Here is a 19,966-nt window from a genome sequence, read left to right as displayed (position 1 = left end):
CGAGGGCCGGCTCAGCCCTGGCGGGCCTTGAAGCGCTTCTGGGTCTTGTTGATGATGTAGACCCGGCCCTTGCGACGCACGATCTGGTTGTCGCGATGGCGGCCGCGCAGCGACTTGAGGGAGTTGCGAATCTTCATCGGTCTCACGTCGGCCCGGTCCGGCCGCCTGTCCAAAGGGTCACGGGAACGGAGCGCCCATGGCCGCCCCGGCGATGAGTGCTGACGCATCGCGGAAAGGCGGTCGCCATACCAGCATTCGAGGCGGAAAAGCAAGGCTTTCGGCGACGCTTCGTGTCGGGGAGCTGCGGCCCGCGGTTCTCTCGCCGGCGCCGGCCGCCGGGGCAGGGCGGGGCGAAGGCCGCTACGGGCCGACCGGCCCGATGCCCGGCAGGGAGCCGCTGGACTCCTCCGTGAAGGTTCCGAACACGGGGTCCCAGGCCGCGATCGACACCGCCTCGTTGACCCCGTGGACGGCGAAGGGATCGGCCTCCACTAGGGCCCTGACCTCGGCTTCGTCGGCGGCGGAAAAGATCAGGAACCCCATGCGCTTCTGCGTTCCCTTGAGGGGGCCGGCGGCCTTGAGGACCCCGCGCGCCACGAGGTCGTGGAGGTAGTCCACGTGCGGGCGCAGATGGCGCTCCCAGCCGTCGCCGTCGGGGTGGGTCAGGGTGACGATGAAGACCGGCATGGGACGTCCCTCAGCGCTCGCGCCAGGCCTTGGCGACCTGATCGGCCAGCGGTTTCGTCAGATACGACAGCACCGAGCGGTCGCCGAGCTGCATGAAGGATTCCACCGGCATGCCCGGCACGAGGCGGACCTTGCCCAGTCGCGCCTTCTGGTCCTCGGGAATCGCGATGCGGGCGGTGTAGAAGGTCAGGCCGGTCTTCTGGTCCTGGGTGACGTCGGCCGAGACCCGGCTGACGATGCCGTTGATCTCCGGCGTGACGTGCTGGTTGAAGGCGGCAAAGCGCAGGACCGCCGCCTGACCCAGGCGGACGTTGTCGATGTCCTGGGGCTGGATGCGGACCTCCACGGCGAGCTGGTCGGCCTCCGGCACGATCAGCATCGCCGGCTCGCTCGGGGTCACGAGGCCGCCGATGGTGTGGACGGTCATCTGATGGACCGTGCCGTCCTGGGGGGCGCGCATGTCGACGCGCTTGAGCTGGTCCTCGGCCGCGACCTTCTTCTCGACGTATTCCGACCAGCGCCCGCGGATCTCGGCCATGTCCTTGCCGACCTCGCTGCGCATGTCGGTGTCGATCTGGATGATCTGCAGCTCCGTCTCGGCGATCTTGCCCTTGGCCGAGGCGATCGAGGCCACGAGCTGGCCGCGCTCGCCCACGAGGCGGGCGCCGTCGCGCTCCAGGGCGTTGACGCGGGCCAGGGAGACCAGGTTCTTGGCGAAGAGCTCGCGCACGCCGGTGAGTTCGCCGCCGATGAGGGCGATCTCGCGTTCCTTGGCGGCGGCCTGCTCGGTGAGCCCGTTGATCTCCTGGCGCAGCTGGGCGACCCGCTCGCGCAACTGCGACTTCTGTCCCTCGCGCCCGGCCACCCTCGCGGCGAACAGCCGGCCCTCGCCCTCGATCAGATGGGCGACGGACGGGTCCATGTCCTTGCGGGCGACGAGCTCGGGCGGGAAGGTCACGGCGGCGGCCCCGTCGCGCTCGGCCTCGCCGCGGGCGCGGCGGGCGGAGAGCTCGTCGAGGGCCTTGCGGACGATGTCGAGGTTGGCCCGCGTCTGGGTCTCGTCGAGGCGGATCAGGATGTCGCCGGCCTTGACCCTGGCGCCGTCGCGCACCCGCAGTTCGCCGACGACACCGCCGGTGGGGTGCTGCACCTTCTTGACGTCGGATTCGACCACGAGCTGGCCCGGCGCGATCACGGCGCCCGAGATCATCGTGAAGGTGGCCCAGCCGCCGACGCCGACCACGAGGGCGACGCTCAGGCCCACCGCCAGGGCGAGGTGACGGCGGATCGAGCCGTGGGCGGCGTCCCGCGGCAGCGCCGGCGCGACGGGGGAAAAGGCGACGGTCTGGACGGCGGCGGTCATGGGGGCGCTCTCTCGAAAAGGGTCAGGCGCTTTCCTGCAGCGTCACGGCACCGGGGGTGGCCGCCCGCGGCACCGCCGCCTCCGCCGGCGCGGTGCGCAGGACGCGCTTCAGGACCTCGTCCTTGGGACCGAAGGCCTGGGCGCGGCCGTCGGCCATCATCAGGATCAGGTCGACGGCGGCGAGCGCGCTCGGGCGATGGGCGACGACGACGCAGATGCCGCCGCGCTGGCGCACGCCGAGGATCGCCTGGGTGAGGGCGTTCTCGCCCTCGTTGTCGAGGTTGGCGTTGGGCTCGTCGAGGACGACGAGGAAGGGATCGCCGTAGAGGGCGCGGGCGAGGCCGACCCGCTGGCGCTGGCCCGCCGAGAGGCCGGCGCCGTTCTCGCCGAGCCGGGTGTCGTAGCCCTCCGACAGGCGCAGGATGAGGTCGTGGACGCCCGCCGCCTTGGCCGCGGCGATGATGTCGGCCGAGGACGCGTCGGGGTCGAAGCGGGCGATGTTCTCGGCGACCGTGCCGCCGAACAGCTCGACCTCCTGCGGCAGGAAGCCGATGTGGGGTCCGAGGTCCGCGCTCGACCACTGGTCGAGGGCGGCCCCGTCGATGCGGACCTTGCCACGCAGCGGCGGCCACACCCCGACGAGGGCGCGCACCAGCGAGGACTTGCCCGATGCGCTCGGCCCGATGATGCCCAGGCCCTGCCCGGCCTTCAGGCCGAGGCTGAGGTCCTGCACCACGAGGCGCTGGGCACCGGGGGGGGCGATGCTGACGCCCTCCACGGTGACCGACTGGCTCGGGGCCGGCAGGGAATGGGGCTGGCCGGTGGCCGGGATGCGCGCGAACAATTCCGACAGCCGCGCCCAGCTCTGGCGGGCCTGCACGAACCCCTTCCAGTTGGCGATGGCGAGCTCGGCCGGGGCGAGGGAGCGGGCCACCAGGATCGAGGAGGCGATGATGATGCCCGCCGAGGCCTGGTTGTTGATGACGAGCCAGGCGCCCAGCGCCAGAACCCCCGACTGCAGCGCCATGCGGAAGACCTTGGAGCCGGCACCGTAGCCGCCGGCCACGTCGGCGACCTGCTGCTGCGAGTCCATGTAGTCGCGGTTGGCGACCCCCCAGCGGGTGGCGAGCCGGCCCTGCATGCCCATCGCCGCCAGCACCTCGGCGTTGCGCCGGCCGGCTTCGGCCAGGCCGTTGCGGCGCATGCCGTGGGCGGTCGAGGTCTGCGAGGGCTCCCGCGTCGAGCGGTCGGTGAGATAGGTCAGGACCGCCAGGATCGCGGCGCCGGCCACCGCGGCGACGCCGATCAGCGGATGGAACAGGAAGCAGATGCCGACGTAGATCGGCATCCACGGCAGATCGAACAGGGCGGAGGGGCCGGTGCCCGAGAGGAAGGCGCGCAGCTGGTCGAGGTCGCGCAGCGGCAGCAGCCCGTCGCCGGGGGCGGCCCCCTTGAGCGGCGCCCTCACCACGATGTCGAACACCCGCGCGCTCAGGGCCTCGTCGAGGGCGGCCCCGACGCGGGCCAGGATGCGCGAGCGCAGCATCTCGAGGACGCCCTGGAAGGCGTAGAGGACGAGGGCCAGGACCACGAGGCCGACCAGGGTCGGCACGCTCCGGCTCGGGATCACGCGGTCGTAGACCTCGAGCATGAAGAACGAGCCGGTCAGATACAGGACGTTGATGAGCCCGCTCATCACGCCGACGCCGATGAAGGCCGCGCGGCAGCGGGCCAGGGCCGAGACGATCTCCGTCGATCCGCGCGTCTTCATGCTGCGCCCACCCGCCCTGCTGGTCCGTTCGTCCGACCGGTTCCTAACCGTCCGCCCGCATCACGAATATGACGTTGGTCACACACGTTAGCCGCCGAATCGATCGGACCGCCGATCGATAGCAGAAATTCGTCATCGCAACCTTAGGCCGGGGCGCCCCCGTGCCGCCGGCCGTGGGCCGTGAGTTTTGGATGTCGGGTCTCGGGTCTCGGGTCTTGGGTCTCGGGTCTTGGGCCGTCACCGGTCGGCGGCATCCGCCGCACGCGCGGCGGGGCTCGGCCGGCGGCTTCGCCCGCCAACGCGAAAGGCCGCCGGACCTCGGGTCCGGCGGCCTCGTCGTCGTCTCGGGCCTTGGGCCGGGCGCGGCTACTGCGGCGGCTTCTGCTCGGGGGTCGGTGCCGCGGGCGCCGGTGCCGGGGGGGCCGGCTCGGTGGTCGCGGCCGCCGCCACCACCGGTGCGGCGAGTTCCGGGTAGGCGTCGATCACGTTGGCGCCGTTGAGGGGCTTGCTGACGCCGTTGTGGCAGGTGGTGCAGTTCACCTTGGGCACGTCGCCCAGGGCGCCGAGGCGGTTGGCCGGGAAGGTCGAGGTCAAGGGCTCCATGTAGTCGCCGTTGATGTCCCGGACCATCCGGATGCCGTGCCAGGCGGTGGTGCGCTGGGGCGTGCTCTGCGACCAGTCGGAGACCGCCCGGGTGTTGTGGCAGAAGGTGCAGTTGACCCCCAACCCCTGCGACATGTGGATCATCAGGCCGAAGGTCTTCTCGGCCTCCTGGATCGGCTTGCCCTTCGAGGTCGGCAGCGCCGTGGTGGCGTTCACGCGGATCGCGGTCTCGTCGATGTTCTTGGTCGAGAAGTACTCGGTCAGGGTGTCGTAGGGCAGCGAGGCGAGGCCCACCGAGGGCGAGGCCATGTTCTGCCCGTTGTTGCGGGGTACGAAGCCCGAGGTGGCGTTGGGGCCGGGGTCGGTGAACCAGATGTTGGCCGGGACCGGCTGGCCGCGGTGGCAGGTGTAGCAGGTGACGCCGGCGCCGCCCACATGCTTGTCCTTCCAGGTGCTGTTGATGTGCTGGGTCATCTGCAGCATCCGGCGGGCGACCTTCTTCTGGTAGAGGCTGTCGTCGGCCATGTTCTCGGTGTTGTGGCAGTAGGTGCAGCCCTGTTCGGGGGAGACCCACTCCGTCATCGAGGCCATCAGGCGGTTGAACTCGTTGGTGGTGATGTTCTGCAGGACCTGGACGTTCTCGTAGGTCTTGCCGGCGAGTTCCTCGCCCGGCTCCGCCGGATCGGCGGGGGCGGGCGCCACGTTGGCGGCCTTGACCTCGGCGGCGTCCGCCTTGGTCTCGACCTGGGCCATCGCGGTGCCGCGATAGCCGTTCTGGCTGGTGACGAGGGGCGGGCGGTCCCACCCGGCGGTCCCGAACATCGCGACCGTGAGGAAGAAGGCGATCGCGGCCCCGACGACGGTGAAGAAGACTCTCATTTGGCTGCCCCCGTGGCGCTCAAGGGATCGACGATCGGGGCGTAGACTTCCGGATAGCTCGGCGCGACGCCGTGCTTGACCGCCCAGAGGTACCAATTGTCGACGACGGTGCCGGTGAGCAGGATGCCGATGCCGCCGGTGAGGGTGGTGAGGACGGCAAACCACCAGGCCCAGCGGTGGATCGATTCCATGGTGGCGTTGAAGCCCATGGTCCAGCGCCAGAACAGGGCGGCGCGCTCGGTGGCCGTGCCGCGATCGACGATCTGGTCGATCTCACGCTCGCCGCCGAAGCGGCTCACCGCCAGGATGGTCGCCCCGTGCATGGCGAACAGCAGCGTCGACCCGTAGAGGAAGACGATCGAGAGCATGTGGAACGGGTTGTAGAAGAGGTTGCCGTAGCGCAGCGAGAAGGCGGCGGTCCAATCGAGGTGCGGGAAGATGCCGAAGGGCACCGCCTCGCTCCAGGAGCCCATCATCACCGGCCGGATGAAGCCGAGGACGAGGTAGAGCCAGATCGCCGAGGCGAAGGCCCAGGGGACGTGGTAGCCCAGCCCCAGGGCCTGAGCGCGGCGGAAAAGGCGCACCCACCACAGCATCACCGAGGCGGTGAGGAAGAAGCCGGCGATCAGCCACCAGCCGCCTTCGTTGAGCGGGGGCAGCACCCGCAGGCCGTGCCTGGGCAGGGGCGGCTCGAGGGCGAGCCAGGGCAGCTGGCGGACGAACTGGATCGGGTCCCAGTTCACGCTGGCCCACATGTTGAGGCCGATGATCTCGAAGGCGATGAGACCGCAGGTCAGGGAGAGGATACCGAGGTATCCCCCGTAGATCGGCCCGACCTGGGCGTTGCCGATGAGGCCCATCAGGTAGCTGTTGAAGGGCTTGCCCCAGCGCTTGTCGGAGTCCACCGGAACCCCGAGGTCGGGGACGACCGGCCTGACCTGCACCGCTGTGAAGATGTTCTGGTAATATGCCATGGCGGGTGTTTCCCTTTCCGCTCGTCAGCGCCAGACCGGGAGATTGAGCCACCAGCCCCACCATTCCGGCCAGCCCTGGGTCCAGAAGGGTCCGCTGATGATGATGCACACGGCGCTCCAGAAGCCCGCCGAGAGCGCGAGGAACAGGCCGAGGCGGTGGATGCCCAGCGTGCCGATCGAGTAGCCGATGGTGTCGCGGAAGAAGGTGTCCTCGTGCTCGGGGGTCTTCACCACCTGGCCCTTGCCGGGGTTGGTGGCCGAGAGGATGAGCGAGCCGTGGAGCGACAGGGCGAAGGTCGTCGTGAAGAAGAACGACACCGCCAGCATGTGGGCCGGATTGTAGTGGAAGTGCAGGTACTGGTAGCCGGTGTTCGACACCCAATCGAGGTGGCTGAGGATGCCGTAGGGGAAGCCGTGGCCCCAGGCGCCCATCAGGAACGGCCGGATCACCACCAGCGCCACGTAGGCGAAGATCGCCACCGCGAAGGCGAACGGCACGTGGTAGCCGATGCCGAGCTTGCGGCAGATCTCGACCTCGCGCAGGGCCCAGGACACGAACGAGCCCACGGCACAGAAGGTGATGATCTGCCAGAGCCCGCCCTCCTTGAGCGGGGCCAGCGCCAACCCGTACTTCAGGTCGGGGGGCGCGATGTTGATCTGCCAGATGTTCCAGGTCGGTCCCAGGGCGGCGCCGTAGACGATCAGCGCGGTGCCCAGCACCGAGAAGAACAGCGTCGTGACACCGAAGAAGCCGACGTAGAACGGCCCGACCCAGAAATCGAACAGGTCGCCGCCGACGAGGGTGCCGCCGCGGACCCGGTATTTTCGTTCGAAACTCAGCATCGCCATGGCGGAGACCTCGACTTGGTTTCCGGCGCGCTATGGGACTGCGGCGCCGGCATGGGACGCCTCGGGCGGGGCCGACGGAGTGTCGGCGCCCCGCCCGAGGCAGGCCCATCGATGAGGGGATGGGAGGTCGGCACGTCCGGACGGCGAACCGGCCCGGACGCGCGAGGGTGATCCGATCAGGTCGGAGTCGGGGCGACGATGGACAGCGCGTGCGCCGCCTTCTGGGCCTTGGGGCCTTCCAGCCAGTTGAACCGGTCGGTGCTGAGCAAGATGAAGTGGATCAGCAGCGCCAGGATGAACAGGAAGGTGAACAGGGCCACCAGTGTCCGGCGGGGATCGAAAAGAAGCCAAACCTTGTGCATGGTGTGCTCCTCCTTACGAGATCAGCGAGACGAGGCCGTGCGCGGCGCTCGTGACGGTATCGAGGGCGGCGTAGCCCTTGGGGCCGGGCAGCCACGGACGCCACATCCAGACGAGGATATGCGCGACCACGGCGACCGCCGTGAAGATGATGAAGCTCGTCAAGAAGATCGCGTGGAACTCCTTGGCTTCCGGCTCCGTCAGCCCGGACAGGCTGCTCGGTTTTTCGACTATTCCATTTGCCATTGCTGTGAGCCTCCGCTCTGACAAGCCGCGCCGATGCGGTGCGGCGGGTATCGCCGGGACCAGAGTGCGGCCCGGCGGATGGGGGATCCTTCGATGGGGGCGGCCGTGACGGCTGCGTCAGCCCATGAAGGCGAAGGGAATCGCTTGGACCGCCATGGCCTTGGCTTCGGCGAAGACCGAGCGGCGCTGGGCGGGCAGGCGGCGCGCGTCGGATGCGCCAGGCGCCAGGCGCTGGGCCACGGCCGCGATCAGGAAGAACGGGTAGGTCGCGGCCAGGATGACCCGGAACTGAATTTCGTCCTGGTGCTGGCGCGACGACATCGGGTTGAGCGTGCGTTGCATGACGTGGGGCTCCTGTTCGCGGGACGCGGTGCGCGGCGCCGGGAATGCTGTGTGCGGGAAAGCGGATGGAGGGGTGTGCGCGGGTGCGGCGGACGCGGTCATGCGGCGACTCCCTGCTTGAGCCCGTCGTGCGCGCGGGCGACGTGGGTCTCGGCGACCCGTTCGAGCCCCTCGCCGCGGGCGCCGCGTTCGGCGGCGTCGCGCAGGCGCTTGGCCATGGAGATCCGCACCAGGACCGGCTGGCGCTCGACGAAGTCGTCGAGCAGCGTGCGGGCCTCGTCGTCCCAGGGCAGCTCGCGGTGGAGCCGGGCCGGGGTCGCCTCGACCGCATCCATGTCGCGGGCGAGGGGGATGATGTGGAAGAGCATGTCGAACAGGGCGTTGCAGACCTCCTGGACGAGGTAGGTCGCCCCGGAGAAGCCCATGAACGGCGTGCCGGTGTGGCGCCGGATGATGGCGCCGGGGAAGGAGGCCGGCACGAACACCGCCCGGCAGCCGCTCTCGGCCGCGTACATGCGCTCGTTGAACGAGCCGAACAGCACCAGCGGCGGGTTGGTGGCGATGAGCTCGCGCACCGCCGCGTTGTCGGTCTTGGCGCCGGCCAGCCGCGAGACCGCGAAGGTGCAGGGCAGCCCCATCTCGTCCTCGAGGAAGCGGCGCACGCCCCTGGCGTAGGTCTCGGAGGCGACGATGCCGAAGCTCGCCGTCCCAAAGAAGTCCTGGGTCACCGACCGCCACAGGTCCCACACCGGCTTGATGGTGGTGTGCTTCTCACGCTCGATGAAGGGCTCGGGGTCCACCCCCAGGATCTCGCCGAGCTTGCGCAGGAACTTGGTGGTGGCGTGGATGCCGATGGGCGCCTGCAGGTAGGGGCGCTCCAGGGCCTCGCACAGCAGGCGGCCGAACTCGCGGTAGAGGCAGATGTTGGCGTCCGCGTTCACGAGCTTGGGCACGTCGGCCAGGTGCGATCCGAGCGGGAAGGCCAGGTTCACCTCGGCGCCGATGCCCTCGACGAGGCGGCGGATCTCGGCGAGGTCGGAGGGCATGTTGAAGGTGCCGTAGGCCGGGCCGATGATGTTGACCCGCGGCTTCTCGCCGTCCTTGCGGGCGGGCCGTGCGGGAATGCCCTTCTTGGCGAACTTCCTGGCGCCGTACTCCTGCCAGAGCCAGGACATCGCCCGGTCGGCGGTCTGCCACTGGTCCTCGTCGATGGTGCGCGGCAGGAACCGCTGGATGTTGGTGCCCTCGGGCGTCACGCCGCCGCCGATCATCTCGGCGATCGAGCCGGTGACGACCACGCTCGGCATGCCCGGGTCGAGGGTGGCATGGGCCCGCTTCATCGCGCCCTCGGTGCCGTGGCGGCCGAGTTCTTCCTCGGCCAGCCCCGTGACGACGATGGGCAGTTCGTGCGGCGGCAGCGCGTCGGTGTAGTGCAGCACCGAGGTGACGGGCAGGTTCTCGCAGCCGACGGGGCCGTCGATGACGACCTGCAATCCCTTGATGGCGGTGAAGACGTAGACGGCGCCCCAGTAGCCGCCGGCCCGGTCGTGATCGAGGACGAGCATCAGGCCATCTCCCCGATCGGATTGTGCGCGGGCTTCTCGCGCTTGGCCGAGGCGACGTTCTGGCGGAGCTGCGGAACCTCCTCCCAGATGCCGGCGGCATGGCCCTCGCCGACGCCGGCGAAGAAATCGCGCATCCGGTCGAACCGGGGCCGGTTGCCCAGCGCCGCGTTGATGACCTTGGCCAGCGACCCGGCACCGGCGACGCCCATGAGCGGGCGGGCGGAGATGAGGTTGGTGAAGTAGAGGGCGGGCAGCGCCATCTCCTTGGCCTTCTGCACCACCGGGGTGGTGCCGATGGCGAGATCCGGCTTGAAGTGATGCATGGCGTAGAGGTCGTCCTCGAGGGAGGCGCGGTAGCGGACCTCGACCCCGCGGGCCTCGAGCCAGTCGCGGTCGGCCTCCGAATAGGGCGTCCTCGGGCAGGCGGTGCCGACGTAGCGCAGGTCGGCGCCGCTCTCGACGAGGAGCCGGCCCACCAGGAGCTCCGAGCCCTCGTAGCCCGAGAGGGTGATCCGGCCCGCGATCGGGGCGGCGGCGAGCACGCCTTTGATCATCGGCAGGAACCGGTTCTTGGCGGCCTCGACGGTGGCGCGGGGCACCGCGCAGGCCTCGCCGATCCGGTCGAGCCAGTCGGCGGTGCCGTCGTGGCCCACCGGGGCCGAGCCGACGATGGGGCGGCCGGCCAGCGAGAACTCGCGCATGGAGGCGGTGTAGAACGGGTGGATCGCCGCCACGGCCGCGCAATCGAGGGCGGCGTAGAGCTCGCGCCATTCGCGGGTGGGCACGACGGGACCGGCGGCCAGACCCAGCGGCTCCAGCATCGACCCGATCACGACGGGGTCGGCGGGGAACATCTCGCCGAGCAGCGCCACGGTGGGGCGCTCGGAGCGGCCGCTGCGGGGCGCCTGGACCGGGCCCTGCTCGACTTCGGTGCGGGCGACCTTGAGCATCGCGCCGGCCAGCACGTCCTTGGCTTCCGCGTGGGTGGGGACGCCGAAGCCCGGCACGTCGATGCCGATGATGCGGACCCCGTCGATCTCCTTGGGCAGGAGGCGCAGCGGCACGCCGGAGGCGGTGGGGACGCACAGGTTGATGACGACGACGGCGTCGTAGTCGGCGGGCTTGGCCACCTCGAACACCGCCTCGCGGATGTCCTCGAACAGCTTGCCCGTCACCAGGGATTCGGAATTGAAGGGCACGTAGCCCACCGTCCGCTTGGCCCCGTAGAAATGCGAGGTGAAGGTGAGGCCGTAGACGCAGCAGGCCGAGCCCGACAGGATCGTCGCGGTGCGGCGCATACGCAGGCCGACGCGCAGGGAGCCGAAGGCGGGGCACATGCTCTGGGGCTGGTCGTGCGGCCCCTGCGGGTAGTCCGCCCGCAGTTGATCGAGGGTCTCGGACATGCCGGCGGCCTCGGCCGCCGCCGTCATCGCCGCCTTGCCGGAGTGGCAGCCGAGGCCGTCGCCGGTGGTGGCGGCCAGGTTGACCGCCTCGGCCGGAACCGGGGGGGCGGCGAGCGTCGAGGCGGGGCGCTCCTTACGGGCGCGCAGGTCGGCGATGTCGAGGGTGACGGCCATGGTGCCCTCAAACCTCGTCGTAGATGACTTCGAGGGACGGCTTCACGACGTGGGCCGTGCCGCACATGTCCTCGAAGGTGGCGGGCACCAGCGTCACGCCGCGGCCCACCGCCTCGCCCTTGAACAGGCCGAGCAGGCCGTCCTGGCTGAGCGGCGTCGGGTGGTTGGCCTTGGCGTCGTGGACGTTCTGGGCGAGGTCGGCGAACAGCGAGCCCCATTGGCTCTCGGGCCGGCCGATGATCTCGTAGTTCGCGCTCTTCTTGCGGATGTCGTCGTCGGCCGGGATCGAGGCCAGGACCGGGATGCCGACCGCCTCGGCGAAGGCCTGGGCCTCGCCGGTGCCGTCGTCCTTGTTGATGACGAGGCCGCCGACGCCGACGTTGCCGCCGAGCTTGCGGAAATATTCCACCGCCGAGCAGACGTTGTTGGCCACATACAGCGACTGCAGGTCGTTGGAGCCGACGACGATGACCTTCTGGCACATGTCCCGGGCGATCGGCAGGCCGAAGCCGCCGCAGACCACGTCGCCGAGGAAGTCGAGCAGCACGTAGTCGAAGCCCCACTCGTGGAAGCCGAGCTTCTCCAGGAGTTCGAAGCCGTGGATGATGCCGCGCCCGCCGCAGCCGCGGCCGACCTCCGGCCCGCCGAGCTCCATCGCGTAGACGCCGTCGCGCTTGAAGCAGACGTCGCCGATGGCGACCTGCTCGCCGGCGAGCTTCTTCTTCGTCGAGGTCTCGATGATCGTGGGGCAGGCGCGGCCGCCGAACAGGAGCGAGGTGGTGTCGCTCTTGGGGTCGCAGCCGATGAGCAGGACCTTCTTGCCCTGCTGGGCCATCATGTAGCTGAGGTTGGCCAGGGTGAACGACTTGCCGATGCCGCCCTTGCCGTAGATCGCGATGATCTGCGTCTCCTTGGTGGCCTTGGTCGGCACCGGATCGGGCTCGATGCCGGCTTCGATGCGCAGGTTCTGGGACTGCATGGCCTCCGCGCCCTTGAGCGCGGCTCCGTTCAGCGGGATGTTCATGAACGGGTGCTCCAATCGAGGATCATCTTCAGGCACTCCGGCTCGCCGAAGGCCGTGCGATAGGCCTGCTCCGCCGCCGCCGTCGGGCTGCGATGGGTGATCAGGCCGTCGAGACTCAGGCGCCCGCCCTCGATCAGCGCCATCACCGCGGCGAGATCGTCCGGCTGCCATTGCGCGGCGACCCGGATGCGGGCCTCGCGCATGAAGGCCTGGGGGAAGGCGAAGGAGAGGGATGCTTCGTAGAAGCCCGCCAGCACGACCTCTCCGCCGGGCGCCAGCCGCCCGATCAGGGTGTCGAGGAGGCCCGCGTCGCCGCTCACGTCGGTGATGGCGGCGTAGTCGCGGCGCTCGTCGTAGACCGGGTCGATCACCGCGTAGCCGTGGTCGCCCGCGGCCCGGACCGGGTTGGTCTCCCACACGATCGGAAGGCCGCCGGCGATGGCGGTGAGGCGGGCGAGCAGGCGTCCGAGGACGCCGTGGCCGACGATGAGGGAGCGTTGGCCCGGAACCACGTGGCGCAGGGCGTGATAGGCGGTGGCGGCCAGGGCGATGAGGATGCCGCGCTCGCCGAGCGAGGCATCGACCGGCACCAGGCGCGAGCCGGCGCTGACGAGGTGGGAGGCGGCGCCCCCGAACAGGCCGCGCACCGGGCCGAAGCAGCGGGCGCCGGGAACGAAGACGGTCTGGCCGACCCGCAGGCCGGAGCCCTCGCCGGCTTCCACCACCTCGCCGACCGACTCGTAGCCGGGGACCAGGGGGTAGCCCATGCCGGGGAAGGGCGGCATCCGGCCCGACCAGAGCAGGCGCTCCGTGCCGGTGCTGATGCCGCTCCAGCGCACCGCGACCACGGCGTCGTCGTGGCCGGGGGCGTCGATGGCGAGGTCTTCGAGGTTGAGCCGCTCTGGCTCGTGGAGGACGACGGCTCGGGCTTGCATCGAATGATCCTCCCCGCCTTTTGCGTCCGGCTGGTTCTGTCTGTGTCATCCTAGATAGACACTTCGGAACGTCAACTCTTATTTACGGCCGCGAGTGTCAAGTTGGCTTGTCACTCGCACCGGGATGCGTCTCAAACCGCCGTCGCGGTGACGAGCCGGGTCAAGAGCGGGCGGCGGGTGGCGATCTCGCGGGGCCGGGCGAAGCCCGCCTCGGCCAGCAGCGGCGCCAGCTCGGCCGGGCTGCGGCAGCGGCCGGTGCCCATGGCGAGGAGATAGAAGCCGAAATAGGCGTCGGCGATCGGCGCGGCCCCGGGCGTGCCGGCCATCGGCTCGGCGATGAGCAGGGTGCCGCCGGATGCCAGCGCATCGCGGACCTTGCGCAGCAGGACCCGGACGGTGTCGTCGTCGTGGTCGTGGACCACGCGCACCAGGGAGATCAGGTCGGCCCCCGAGGGCAGGGGATCCTCGCGAAAACTGCCGCCGTGGGCGGTGGCGCGCCCGGCGAGGCCGGCGGCGGCGAAGTGGCGGCGGGCCCGTGCCGCCACGGGCTCGAGGTCGAACAGGACGAGGGAAAGGTCCGGCGCGCGGGCCGCGGCGGCGGCGAGGAAGGCGCCCTCGCCGCCGCCGACGTCCATCAGCCGCCGATGCGTGCCCAGGGGATAGGCGTCGAGGATGTCCTGCGCGATGAAGGCCTGGGAGGCGGCCATCAGGCCGCTGTAGGGCGCCACCGATTCGGGGCCGACCGCCTCGGGGCGGCCGCCGTCGGCATAGGGCCAGTAGGCGGACAGCCGGGTCGGGCCGGCCTCGCCCCGCAACAGGGCGACCGGATCGCGCAGGTCGTCGTAGAGCATGGCGTGATGCTCGACCATCGCGGCGATGGCGGGGTTGCCGATCAGCGCGGCGCCGAGGTCGGCCAGGGCGAAGCGGCCGTCGGGCAGGCGGGTGAGGAGATCGAGGGAGGCGGCGGCCTTCAGGAGGCGCAGGCAGCGCTCCGGCGGCAGGTCGAGGCGCACGGCGAGCCAGTCGACGGTGCGCGGCCCCGGCTCCAGCACGGCGAACAGGTCGAGGCGAACGCAGGCGAACAGGGTCTGCGAGTAGACGAAGCCGGCGCACAGGTCGAACAAGGCGCGGGTGTTGGCCCGCGCGATGCCGCGCGTCAGGGGAAAGCCCGCGGCCCAGCGCTGGAAGCCGGGCCGTGCCACCGTGCGGTTGCGGAAGGCGAGCCAGCGTTCGCGCCAGGAACGGGGCGCACCGGTCGCATGGAGGACCGGCGGCGCGCGGAGTTCCGCCATGTCCCGCTCACGCAAGCGCGAAGAGCTTTTCGGAGGCGAGGCTCGGCGGCAGGAACAGGCGGGTCTGGGCGACGATCTCGGCGCGCAGGACCTCCGCGCCGGGGCAGGGCGGGATGACCTCCACCGCCTCGGCCACGAGGTGGCGCAGCCGGGCCATGGCGCCGCCGACCCCGAGCAAGGCCGCCGCGTTGGGGCGGCCGAGGGTGGCGTCGCGGCCCACCGGCTTGCCGATCTCCTCCTGGCGGCAGGCGACGTCGCTCAGGTCGTCGGCGACCTGGTAGGCCTCGCCGAGGCATTCGCCGAGCAGGCGCCAGGGCAGGGGGGGAGCGCCGGCCGCGGCCGCGCCGGTCACGGTGGCGGCGGCGAACAAGGCCCCGGTCTTGGCCTGCTGGTATTCGGTGAGGCCGACCGTGAGTTCCGATTCCCAGGCCTGGCCCGCCACGATGCCGACGGGCGAGCCGACCGCGCGGGCGACGAGGCCGACGAGGGAGGCGAGGCGGGCGGGATGGCGTGCGGCGCCCCGCGCCAGGGTCTCGAAGGCGAGGACGATGAGCGCGTCCCCGGTGAGCACCGCCAGGGGCTCGCCGAAGGCCGCATGCACCGAGGGCTTCTGCCGGCGCATCGGCGCGTCGTCGAAACAGGGCAGGTCGTCGTGAACGAGGGAGGCGCAGTGCAGGAGCTCGATCGCGGCCGCGGCCGCATCGGCCCCGACCGGATCGTCGTCGCCGCAGGCGCGGGCCACCGAAAGGCAGAGCCGCGGGCGGATGCGGTGGCCGCCGGGAAAGACCCCGTAGCGAATCGCTTCCGCCAGGCGCGGTGGCGCACCGGGCGCCTCCGCATGGGCCACGGCATTGTCCAGGGTCCGCTCGATGCGCCGGTTGGCATCCATGTCCGCCACTCCCATGTCTTTTCAAGTTGTCATTTCAAAGTGTCAGATTAAGTTGACACTCGTCAAGCCGTCTCGTGGCGGCGGCAGGGAGGGGACCGGGTGCAGGGTGACAGGGTCGTCGTCATCGGAGCGGGGATCGCGGGGCTGGTGTCGGCGTTGCGGCTGGCCCATGCCGGCCTCGACGTCACCGTTCTCGAACGGGGGCCGAAGCCCGGCGGCAAGATGCGCAGCGTCGGGGTGGCCGGGCGCGCCATCGAGGCCGGCCCCACCGTCTTCACCATGCGCTGGGTGTTCGAGGAGATCTTTGCGGAGGCGGGCGCCGATCTCGGCGCCAGCGTCGCGCTCACGCCCGCCGCGATCCTGGCCCGCCACGCCTGGCGCGGCGACCGGCGCCTCGATCTCTTCGCCGACCACGAGGCGAGCGTGGACGCCATCGGCGCCTTCGCCGGGGCCCGCGAGGCGGAGGGCTACCGCCGGTTCTGCGCCAGGGCCGGCGAGGTCTATCGCACCCTGGAGGGGCCGTTCATCCGGGGCACGCGGCCCAATCCGGTCGAGCTCGGGCGCCGGGTCGGCCTGTCGGGGATCGGCGACCTCTGGCGCATCCAGCCCTTCTCGACCCTGTGGGGGGCGCTGGGCGACTATTTTCGCGATCCCCGCCTGCGCCAGCTGTTCGGACGCTACGCCACCTATTGCGGCGCCTCGCCGTTCGAGGCGCCCGCCACCCTGATGCTGGTGGCGCATGTGGAGGCGCAGGGCGTCTGGACCATCGAGGGCGGCCTCAGCCGGCTGGCGCAGGCCTGCGCCGATCTCGCCGCCGCGCGCGGCGCCAGCTTCCGCTACGGTGCCGATGTGGCGCGGATCGTGGTCGAGGGCGGTGCGGTGGCCGGGGTCGAACTCGCCGGCGGCGAGCGCATCGCGGCGGACGCGGTGGTGGCCAATGCCGATGTCGCGGCCCTGGGCGCGGGCCTGTTCGGACCCGAGGCCGCGCGGGTCACCGACCCGGTGGCGCTCGCCGAGCGGTCGCTCTCGGCGGTGACGTTCTGCATGAACGCCCGGCCCGAGGGGTTTCCCCTCGTGCGCCACACGGTGTTCTTCTCGGACGATTACGCCAGCGAGTTCGCGGAACTGCGCAAAGGCCGGCGCCTGCCGGCCGATCCCACGGTCTACATCTGCGCCCAGGACCGTGGCGACGCGGCCGTGCCGGCGGTCGACGGCCCGGAACGCCTGCTTTGCCTCGTCAACGCGCCCGCCACCGGCGAGCGCCCCCTCGACCCCACGGAGTTGCGCCAATGCGAGACCAACCTGCGTCGTCGGCTGCAGGCCGCCGGACTGACGCTGAACGAGGAGCCGGGGATGGTGGTCACCGATCCGGCGGGCTTCGCGGGCCTGTTTCCGGCGACGGGTGGCGCCCTCTACGGCCGCGCCTCGCACGGTTGGATGGCCTCGTTCAAGCGGCCGGGGGCGCGCACGCGCCTGCCCGGCCTGTATCTGGCGGGGGGCAGCGTCCATCCGGGGCCGGGGGTGCCGATGGCGGCCCAGTCGGGCCGGCTGGCGGCCGACAGCCTCCTGGCGGATCTCCCGGCGGATCGGCCCTCGCGCCGCGCTTCGACACCCCGGTCGGGCCGGGTGGCTACGTCTGGTGGTACGTCGACGCCCTGAGCGAAGACGGCACGCAGGGGCTCACCGTCATCGCCTTCATCGGCAGCGTGTTCTCGCCCTATTACGCCTGGGACACGAGCCGGGACCCGTTCGCGCATTGCGCGGTCAACGTCGTCCTTTACGGCGAAGGCCGCAACAGCTTCTGCATGACCGAGCGCGGCGCGAAATCCCTGTCGCGGGACGCGCGCAGCATCCGCATCGGCCCGAGCGCCATGGCCTGGGACGGCACCAGCCTGACGATCCGCCTCGACGAGGTCACCGCGCCGATCCCCTCGCCGGTGCGCGGCACCATCACCGTGCGGCCGGGCGGGATCACCCAGGCGCCCCAGACCCTCGACGCCGCCGGCCGCCACCGCTGGTGGCCGATGGCGCCGGCCTCCCCCGTCACCGTGGCGCTCAGCGAGCCCGCGGTGAACTGGTCGGGCACCGCCTATTTCGACACCAACCACGGCGACGAGCCCCTGGAGGACGCCTTCTCGCGGTGGACCTGGTGCAGGGCCGACCTCAAGCCGGGGGCGGCGATCCTCTACGACGTGGTCCGCCGCGACGGCACCACCCAGAACCTCACCCTGCGCTTCGACGCCGACGGCACCGCCCGCGAGATCGCGCCGCCGGTGGCCGCCGAGCTGCCGAAGACCGGGTTCTGGCGGATGCCGCGCCCGACGCGCAGCGACGACGGCCGCGCCAGCGTGGTGCGGACCTTCGAGGACACGCCGTTCTACGCCCGCTCGCTCCTGTCCTCGACCCTGTGCGGGCGCCCCGTGAAACCGGTCCACGAGAGCCTGTCCCTCGATCGTTTCAAGAACCCGCTGGTGCGCCTGATGCTGCCGTTCCGGATGCCGCGCCCGTTCGGTGGATGAAGCGCCGGGACGTCAGTCCGCCTTGCGCTCCGCCGCGTTGCGCCTGCGGGTGGCGGCCCCCTTCCTGGCCGAGGCCGAGCGCTCCTCGGCGGTGCGGGTGGAAACCTTGGCCCGGCCCGAGCCGCCCGGCTTCTTGCCGCCGCCGTCGTCCTTGTTGACGGTGGCCCAGGCGCGCGCCTCAGCCTGCGCCTCGGGCACGCCGCGGGCCTCGTAGGACTCGGCGATGTGCTCGGCCTTGCGGACCTGCTTGTCGGTGTACTTCCCCTTGTCGCCCCGTGGCATCGCGCCGTCTCTCGTGTCGTCCGTGCCGCCTCATGCCATTTCCGGACGATCACGTCGCGATGCGGAAATGGGCATCGCTCAGGCGCCGCGCGGGCTCGCCGATACGGCCACCGCTTGAATCAAGCGGAGGCCGCATCAGTCGATCCCGGTCGGTCCGTCGAGGACGGCGCGGATGCGGCGGATCAGGTCGGTGCGGCGGTAGGGCTTGTTGAGGAGGTCGAACTCCGCCCCGTCGGCATCGGTCCGCTCGATGGCCGCTTCGGCGTAGCCGGTGGTGAGGAGCACCTTCAGCCGCGGGCGCAGGCGGCGGGCCTCGCGGGCCAGGGTCACCCCGTTCATGCCGCCGGGCATGATGAGGTCCGTGAACAGGAGGTCGACGGTCTCGGTCTGGTCGAGGATGTCGAGGGCCTCGCGGCCGTTGCGGGCGGTCAGCGTGGTGTATCCGAAGTCGCGCAGGATGGTCCGGGCCAGTTCCGCGACGTCGTCGCGGTCGTCGACGATCAGGACCGTCTCGGTGCCGGTCTGGGGGGCGACGGGCCGGGAGGCGATCGCCTGCATCGGCCGTTCGCCCTGCGCGTTGGCGGGGAAGGACAGACGGACCGTGGTGCCCTCGCCCAGCACGGATTCGATCTGCACCGCGCCGCCCGACTGCTTGGCGAAGCCGTAGACCATCGAGAGCCCGAGCCCGGTGCCCTTGCCCTCGTCCTTGGTGCTGAAGAACGGGTCCATCACCCGCGAGAGCACGTCCGGGGCGATGCCCGTGCCGGTGTCGCTCACCGAGACGCTGACGTGGCGCCCGCCCGGAAGGCCGGGCGAGCGGCCGCCGGCGTCGGCGTCCGCGGCCACGTTCTCGGTCTTCACCGTGACGCGGCCGCCCTCCGGCATCGCGTCGCGGGCGTTGATCAGGACGTTGAGGAGCGCGGCCTCGGTCTGGGTCGGGTCGATCCGGCTGGTCCAGAGGTCGGGCGCGAGGTCGAGGTCGAGGTCGATCCCGGTCCCGAGCGTCCGCGTGGCGAGGTCGCCCATGCCCTCGACGAGGCCGTTGAGGTTGACCGCGCGCCCCTCGAGATGCTGCTTGCGGGCGAAGGCCAGGAGCTGCTGCGTGAGCATCGTCGCCCGGTCCGCCGCCGCGCGGATGTTGTCGGTGGCGCGCCGCATCCGGCCGCGATCGCCGTCGGGTTTGTCCAGGGCGACGCCGAGGATGTCCACGTAGCCGACGATCACCTGCAGGAGATTGTTGAAGTCGTGGGCGATGCCGCCGGTGAGCTGGCCGAGCGCCTCCATCTTGTGGGCCTGCCCCAGGGCGTCCTCGGCGTCGCGGCGGCGCGAGACGTCGAGCTGGGAGCCGAAGAAGTACACCAGCTCGTTGGCGGCGTTGTAGACCGGCGCCAGGTAGAGCGCGTTCCAGAACGTGGAGCCGTCCTTGCGGTAGTTCAGGATCTCGGTGGCGAATTCCTCCCGCCGCGCGATCGCCCGCCGGATCTCGGCCACCGTCCCCGCATCCGTCTCCGGTCCCTGCAGGAACCGGCAGTTGCGGCCCACCAGCTCCTCGGGCGTGTAGCCCGTCATAGCGATGAAGGCCCGGTTGGCGAACAGGATCGGGTTGTCGGGCTGGCGCGGATCGCTGACGATCATCGGCATCCGCGTCGCTTCCACGGCCGCGAAGAAGAGATCGCTGTGAGGATCGGCGACCTCCGACGAGAACCCCGTCCGAACCCGCGCATGCATCCCGATCGGAGGCTTCTCGGGTGAGTCGTTCATGCTGTGCCGGCTTCTCGATCGGTGACGGGCGCCGGGTCGGGGCCGTCG

20 protein-coding genes are annotated in these 19,966 nt (G+C 71.0%); 2 read left to right on the top strand and 18 right to left on the bottom strand.

Annotation, left to right across the window (positions count from 1 at the left end; genetic code table 11):
• Positions 1-11 precede the first annotated feature (11 nt).
• The 16 genes from ykgO to ASG59_RS03600 all read right to left on the bottom strand — a co-directional run bounded on the left by ykgO (position 12) and on the right by ASG59_RS03600 (position 15,356).
• Entirely contained in the window at positions 12-137 is a 126-nt protein-coding gene (ykgO, locus tag ASG59_RS03675) for a type B 50S ribosomal protein L36 (RefSeq protein WP_055886195.1), read from the bottom strand.
• A gap of 223 nt (positions 138-360) precedes the next feature.
• On the bottom strand, positions 361-687 hold the full coding sequence (locus tag ASG59_RS03670; protein WP_055886185.1) for a YciI family protein: 327 nt from the start codon (positions 685-687) through the stop codon (positions 361-363).
• Between the two features lie 10 nt (positions 688-697).
• Positions 698-2,050 carry an HlyD family type I secretion periplasmic adaptor subunit gene (locus ASG59_RS03665; protein WP_056407058.1) on the bottom strand — a complete coding sequence of 451 codons (1,353 nt, stop codon included), beginning with the start codon at positions 2,048-2,050 and terminating at the stop codon, positions 698-700.
• Positions 2,051-2,072: 22 nt separating this feature from the next.
• On the bottom strand, positions 2,073-3,821 hold the full coding sequence (locus ASG59_RS03660; protein ID WP_056407056.1) for a type I secretion system permease/ATPase: 1,749 nt from the start codon (positions 3,819-3,821) through the stop codon (positions 2,073-2,075).
• A 366-nt stretch (positions 3,822-4,187) separates the two neighbouring features.
• A complete protein-coding gene (gene pufC / locus ASG59_RS03655; RefSeq protein WP_055886176.1) occupies positions 4,188-5,303 on the bottom strand; it encodes a photosynthetic reaction center cytochrome PufC in 1,116 nt (371 codons plus the stop codon).
• Positions 5,300-6,277, bottom strand: a complete 978-nt coding sequence (pufM, locus tag ASG59_RS03650; protein WP_056407054.1) for a photosynthetic reaction center subunit M — start codon at positions 6,275-6,277, stop codon at positions 5,300-5,302. The genes pufC and pufM overlap by 4 nt, the downstream gene beginning before the upstream one ends.
• Before the next feature lie 24 nt (positions 6,278-6,301).
• Positions 6,302-7,126 (bottom strand): photosynthetic reaction center subunit L, encoded by an 825-nt coding sequence (pufL, locus tag ASG59_RS03645; protein ID WP_055886171.1) that lies wholly within the window; start codon positions 7,124-7,126, stop codon positions 6,302-6,304.
• Positions 7,127-7,302: 176 nt separating this feature from the next.
• Positions 7,303-7,488, bottom strand: coding sequence for a light-harvesting antenna LH1, alpha subunit (gene pufA, locus ASG59_RS03640; RefSeq protein ID WP_055886168.1), 186 nt, complete (start codon positions 7,486-7,488; stop codon positions 7,303-7,305).
• 13 nt (positions 7,489-7,501) lie between these two features.
• The gene (gene pufB, locus ASG59_RS03635) at positions 7,502-7,732 is read right to left on the bottom strand and encodes a light-harvesting antenna LH1, beta subunit (protein ID WP_055886165.1); all 231 of its coding nucleotides are present in this window, start codon (positions 7,730-7,732) and stop codon (positions 7,502-7,504) included.
• 117 nt (positions 7,733-7,849) lie between these two features.
• Positions 7,850-8,074 carry a hypothetical protein gene (locus ASG59_RS03630; protein ID WP_055886163.1) on the bottom strand — a complete coding sequence of 75 codons (225 nt, stop codon included), beginning with the start codon at positions 8,072-8,074 and terminating at the stop codon, positions 7,850-7,852.
• 98 nt (positions 8,075-8,172) lie between these two features.
• Entirely contained in the window at positions 8,173-9,639 is a 1,467-nt protein-coding gene (gene bchZ / locus ASG59_RS03625) for a chlorophyllide a reductase subunit Z (RefSeq protein WP_055886160.1), read from the bottom strand.
• Positions 9,639-11,216 (bottom strand): chlorophyllide a reductase subunit Y, encoded by a 1,578-nt coding sequence (gene bchY, locus ASG59_RS03620; protein ID WP_056407053.1) that lies wholly within the window; start codon positions 11,214-11,216, stop codon positions 9,639-9,641. The genes bchZ and bchY overlap by 1 nt, the downstream gene beginning before the upstream one ends.
• A gap of 7 nt (positions 11,217-11,223) precedes the next feature.
• Positions 11,224-12,240 (bottom strand): chlorophyllide a reductase iron protein subunit X, encoded by a 1,017-nt coding sequence (locus ASG59_RS03615; RefSeq protein WP_056407051.1) that lies wholly within the window; start codon positions 12,238-12,240, stop codon positions 11,224-11,226.
• Positions 12,237-13,175: a chlorophyll synthesis pathway protein BchC gene (gene bchC / locus ASG59_RS03610; RefSeq protein WP_056282082.1), complete on the bottom strand. Its 939-nt coding sequence runs from the start codon at positions 13,173-13,175 to the stop codon at positions 12,237-12,239. Before bchC ends, ASG59_RS03615 begins: the two co-directional genes overlap by 4 nt.
• 131 nt (positions 13,176-13,306) lie before the next feature.
• A complete protein-coding gene (locus ASG59_RS03605) occupies positions 13,307-14,467 on the bottom strand; it encodes a methyltransferase (protein WP_056407049.1) in 1,161 nt (386 codons plus the stop codon).
• Positions 14,468-14,474: 7 nt separating this feature from the next.
• Positions 14,475-15,356, bottom strand: a complete 882-nt coding sequence (locus tag ASG59_RS03600) for a polyprenyl synthetase family protein (RefSeq protein WP_056407047.1) — start codon at positions 15,354-15,356, stop codon at positions 14,475-14,477.
• A gap of 99 nt (positions 15,357-15,455) precedes the next feature.
• Between ASG59_RS03600 and crtD the strand changes: the two genes are divergently transcribed.
• Together crtD and ASG59_RS03590 are read left to right on the top strand one after the other, a co-directional pair.
• The gene (gene crtD, locus ASG59_RS03595) at positions 15,456-17,015 is read left to right on the top strand and encodes a 1-hydroxycarotenoid 3,4-desaturase CrtD (protein ID WP_056407045.1); all 1,560 of its coding nucleotides are present in this window, start codon (positions 15,456-15,458) and stop codon (positions 17,013-17,015) included.
• Complete coding sequence (locus ASG59_RS03590; RefSeq protein WP_056407111.1) at positions 17,012-17,875, top strand: carotenoid 1,2-hydratase; 864 nt, start codon at positions 17,012-17,014, stop codon at positions 17,873-17,875. Before crtD ends, ASG59_RS03590 begins: the two co-directional genes overlap by 4 nt.
• A gap of 12 nt (positions 17,876-17,887) precedes the next feature.
• Here the strand turns inward: ASG59_RS03590 and ASG59_RS03585 are convergent, their stop codons facing one another.
• Together ASG59_RS03585 and ASG59_RS03580 are read right to left on the bottom strand one after the other, a co-directional pair.
• Positions 17,888-18,157, bottom strand: a complete 270-nt coding sequence (locus tag ASG59_RS03585; protein WP_055886142.1) for a hypothetical protein — start codon at positions 18,155-18,157, stop codon at positions 17,888-17,890.
• Positions 18,158-18,292: 135 nt separating this feature from the next.
• Positions 18,293-19,918, bottom strand: coding sequence for a hybrid sensor histidine kinase/response regulator (locus tag ASG59_RS03580; protein ID WP_055886139.1), 1,626 nt, complete (start codon positions 19,916-19,918; stop codon positions 18,293-18,295).
• Positions 19,919-19,966: the final 48 nt, after the last annotated feature.

Origin of the sequence: Methylobacterium sp. Leaf466, from assembly GCF_001425565.1 — a bacterium.
GTDB lineage: Bacteria > Pseudomonadota > Alphaproteobacteria > Rhizobiales > Beijerinckiaceae > Methylobacterium.
Note: the sequence above shows the minus strand (reverse complement) of the source record. Positions and strands in the feature narration are given on the sequence as shown.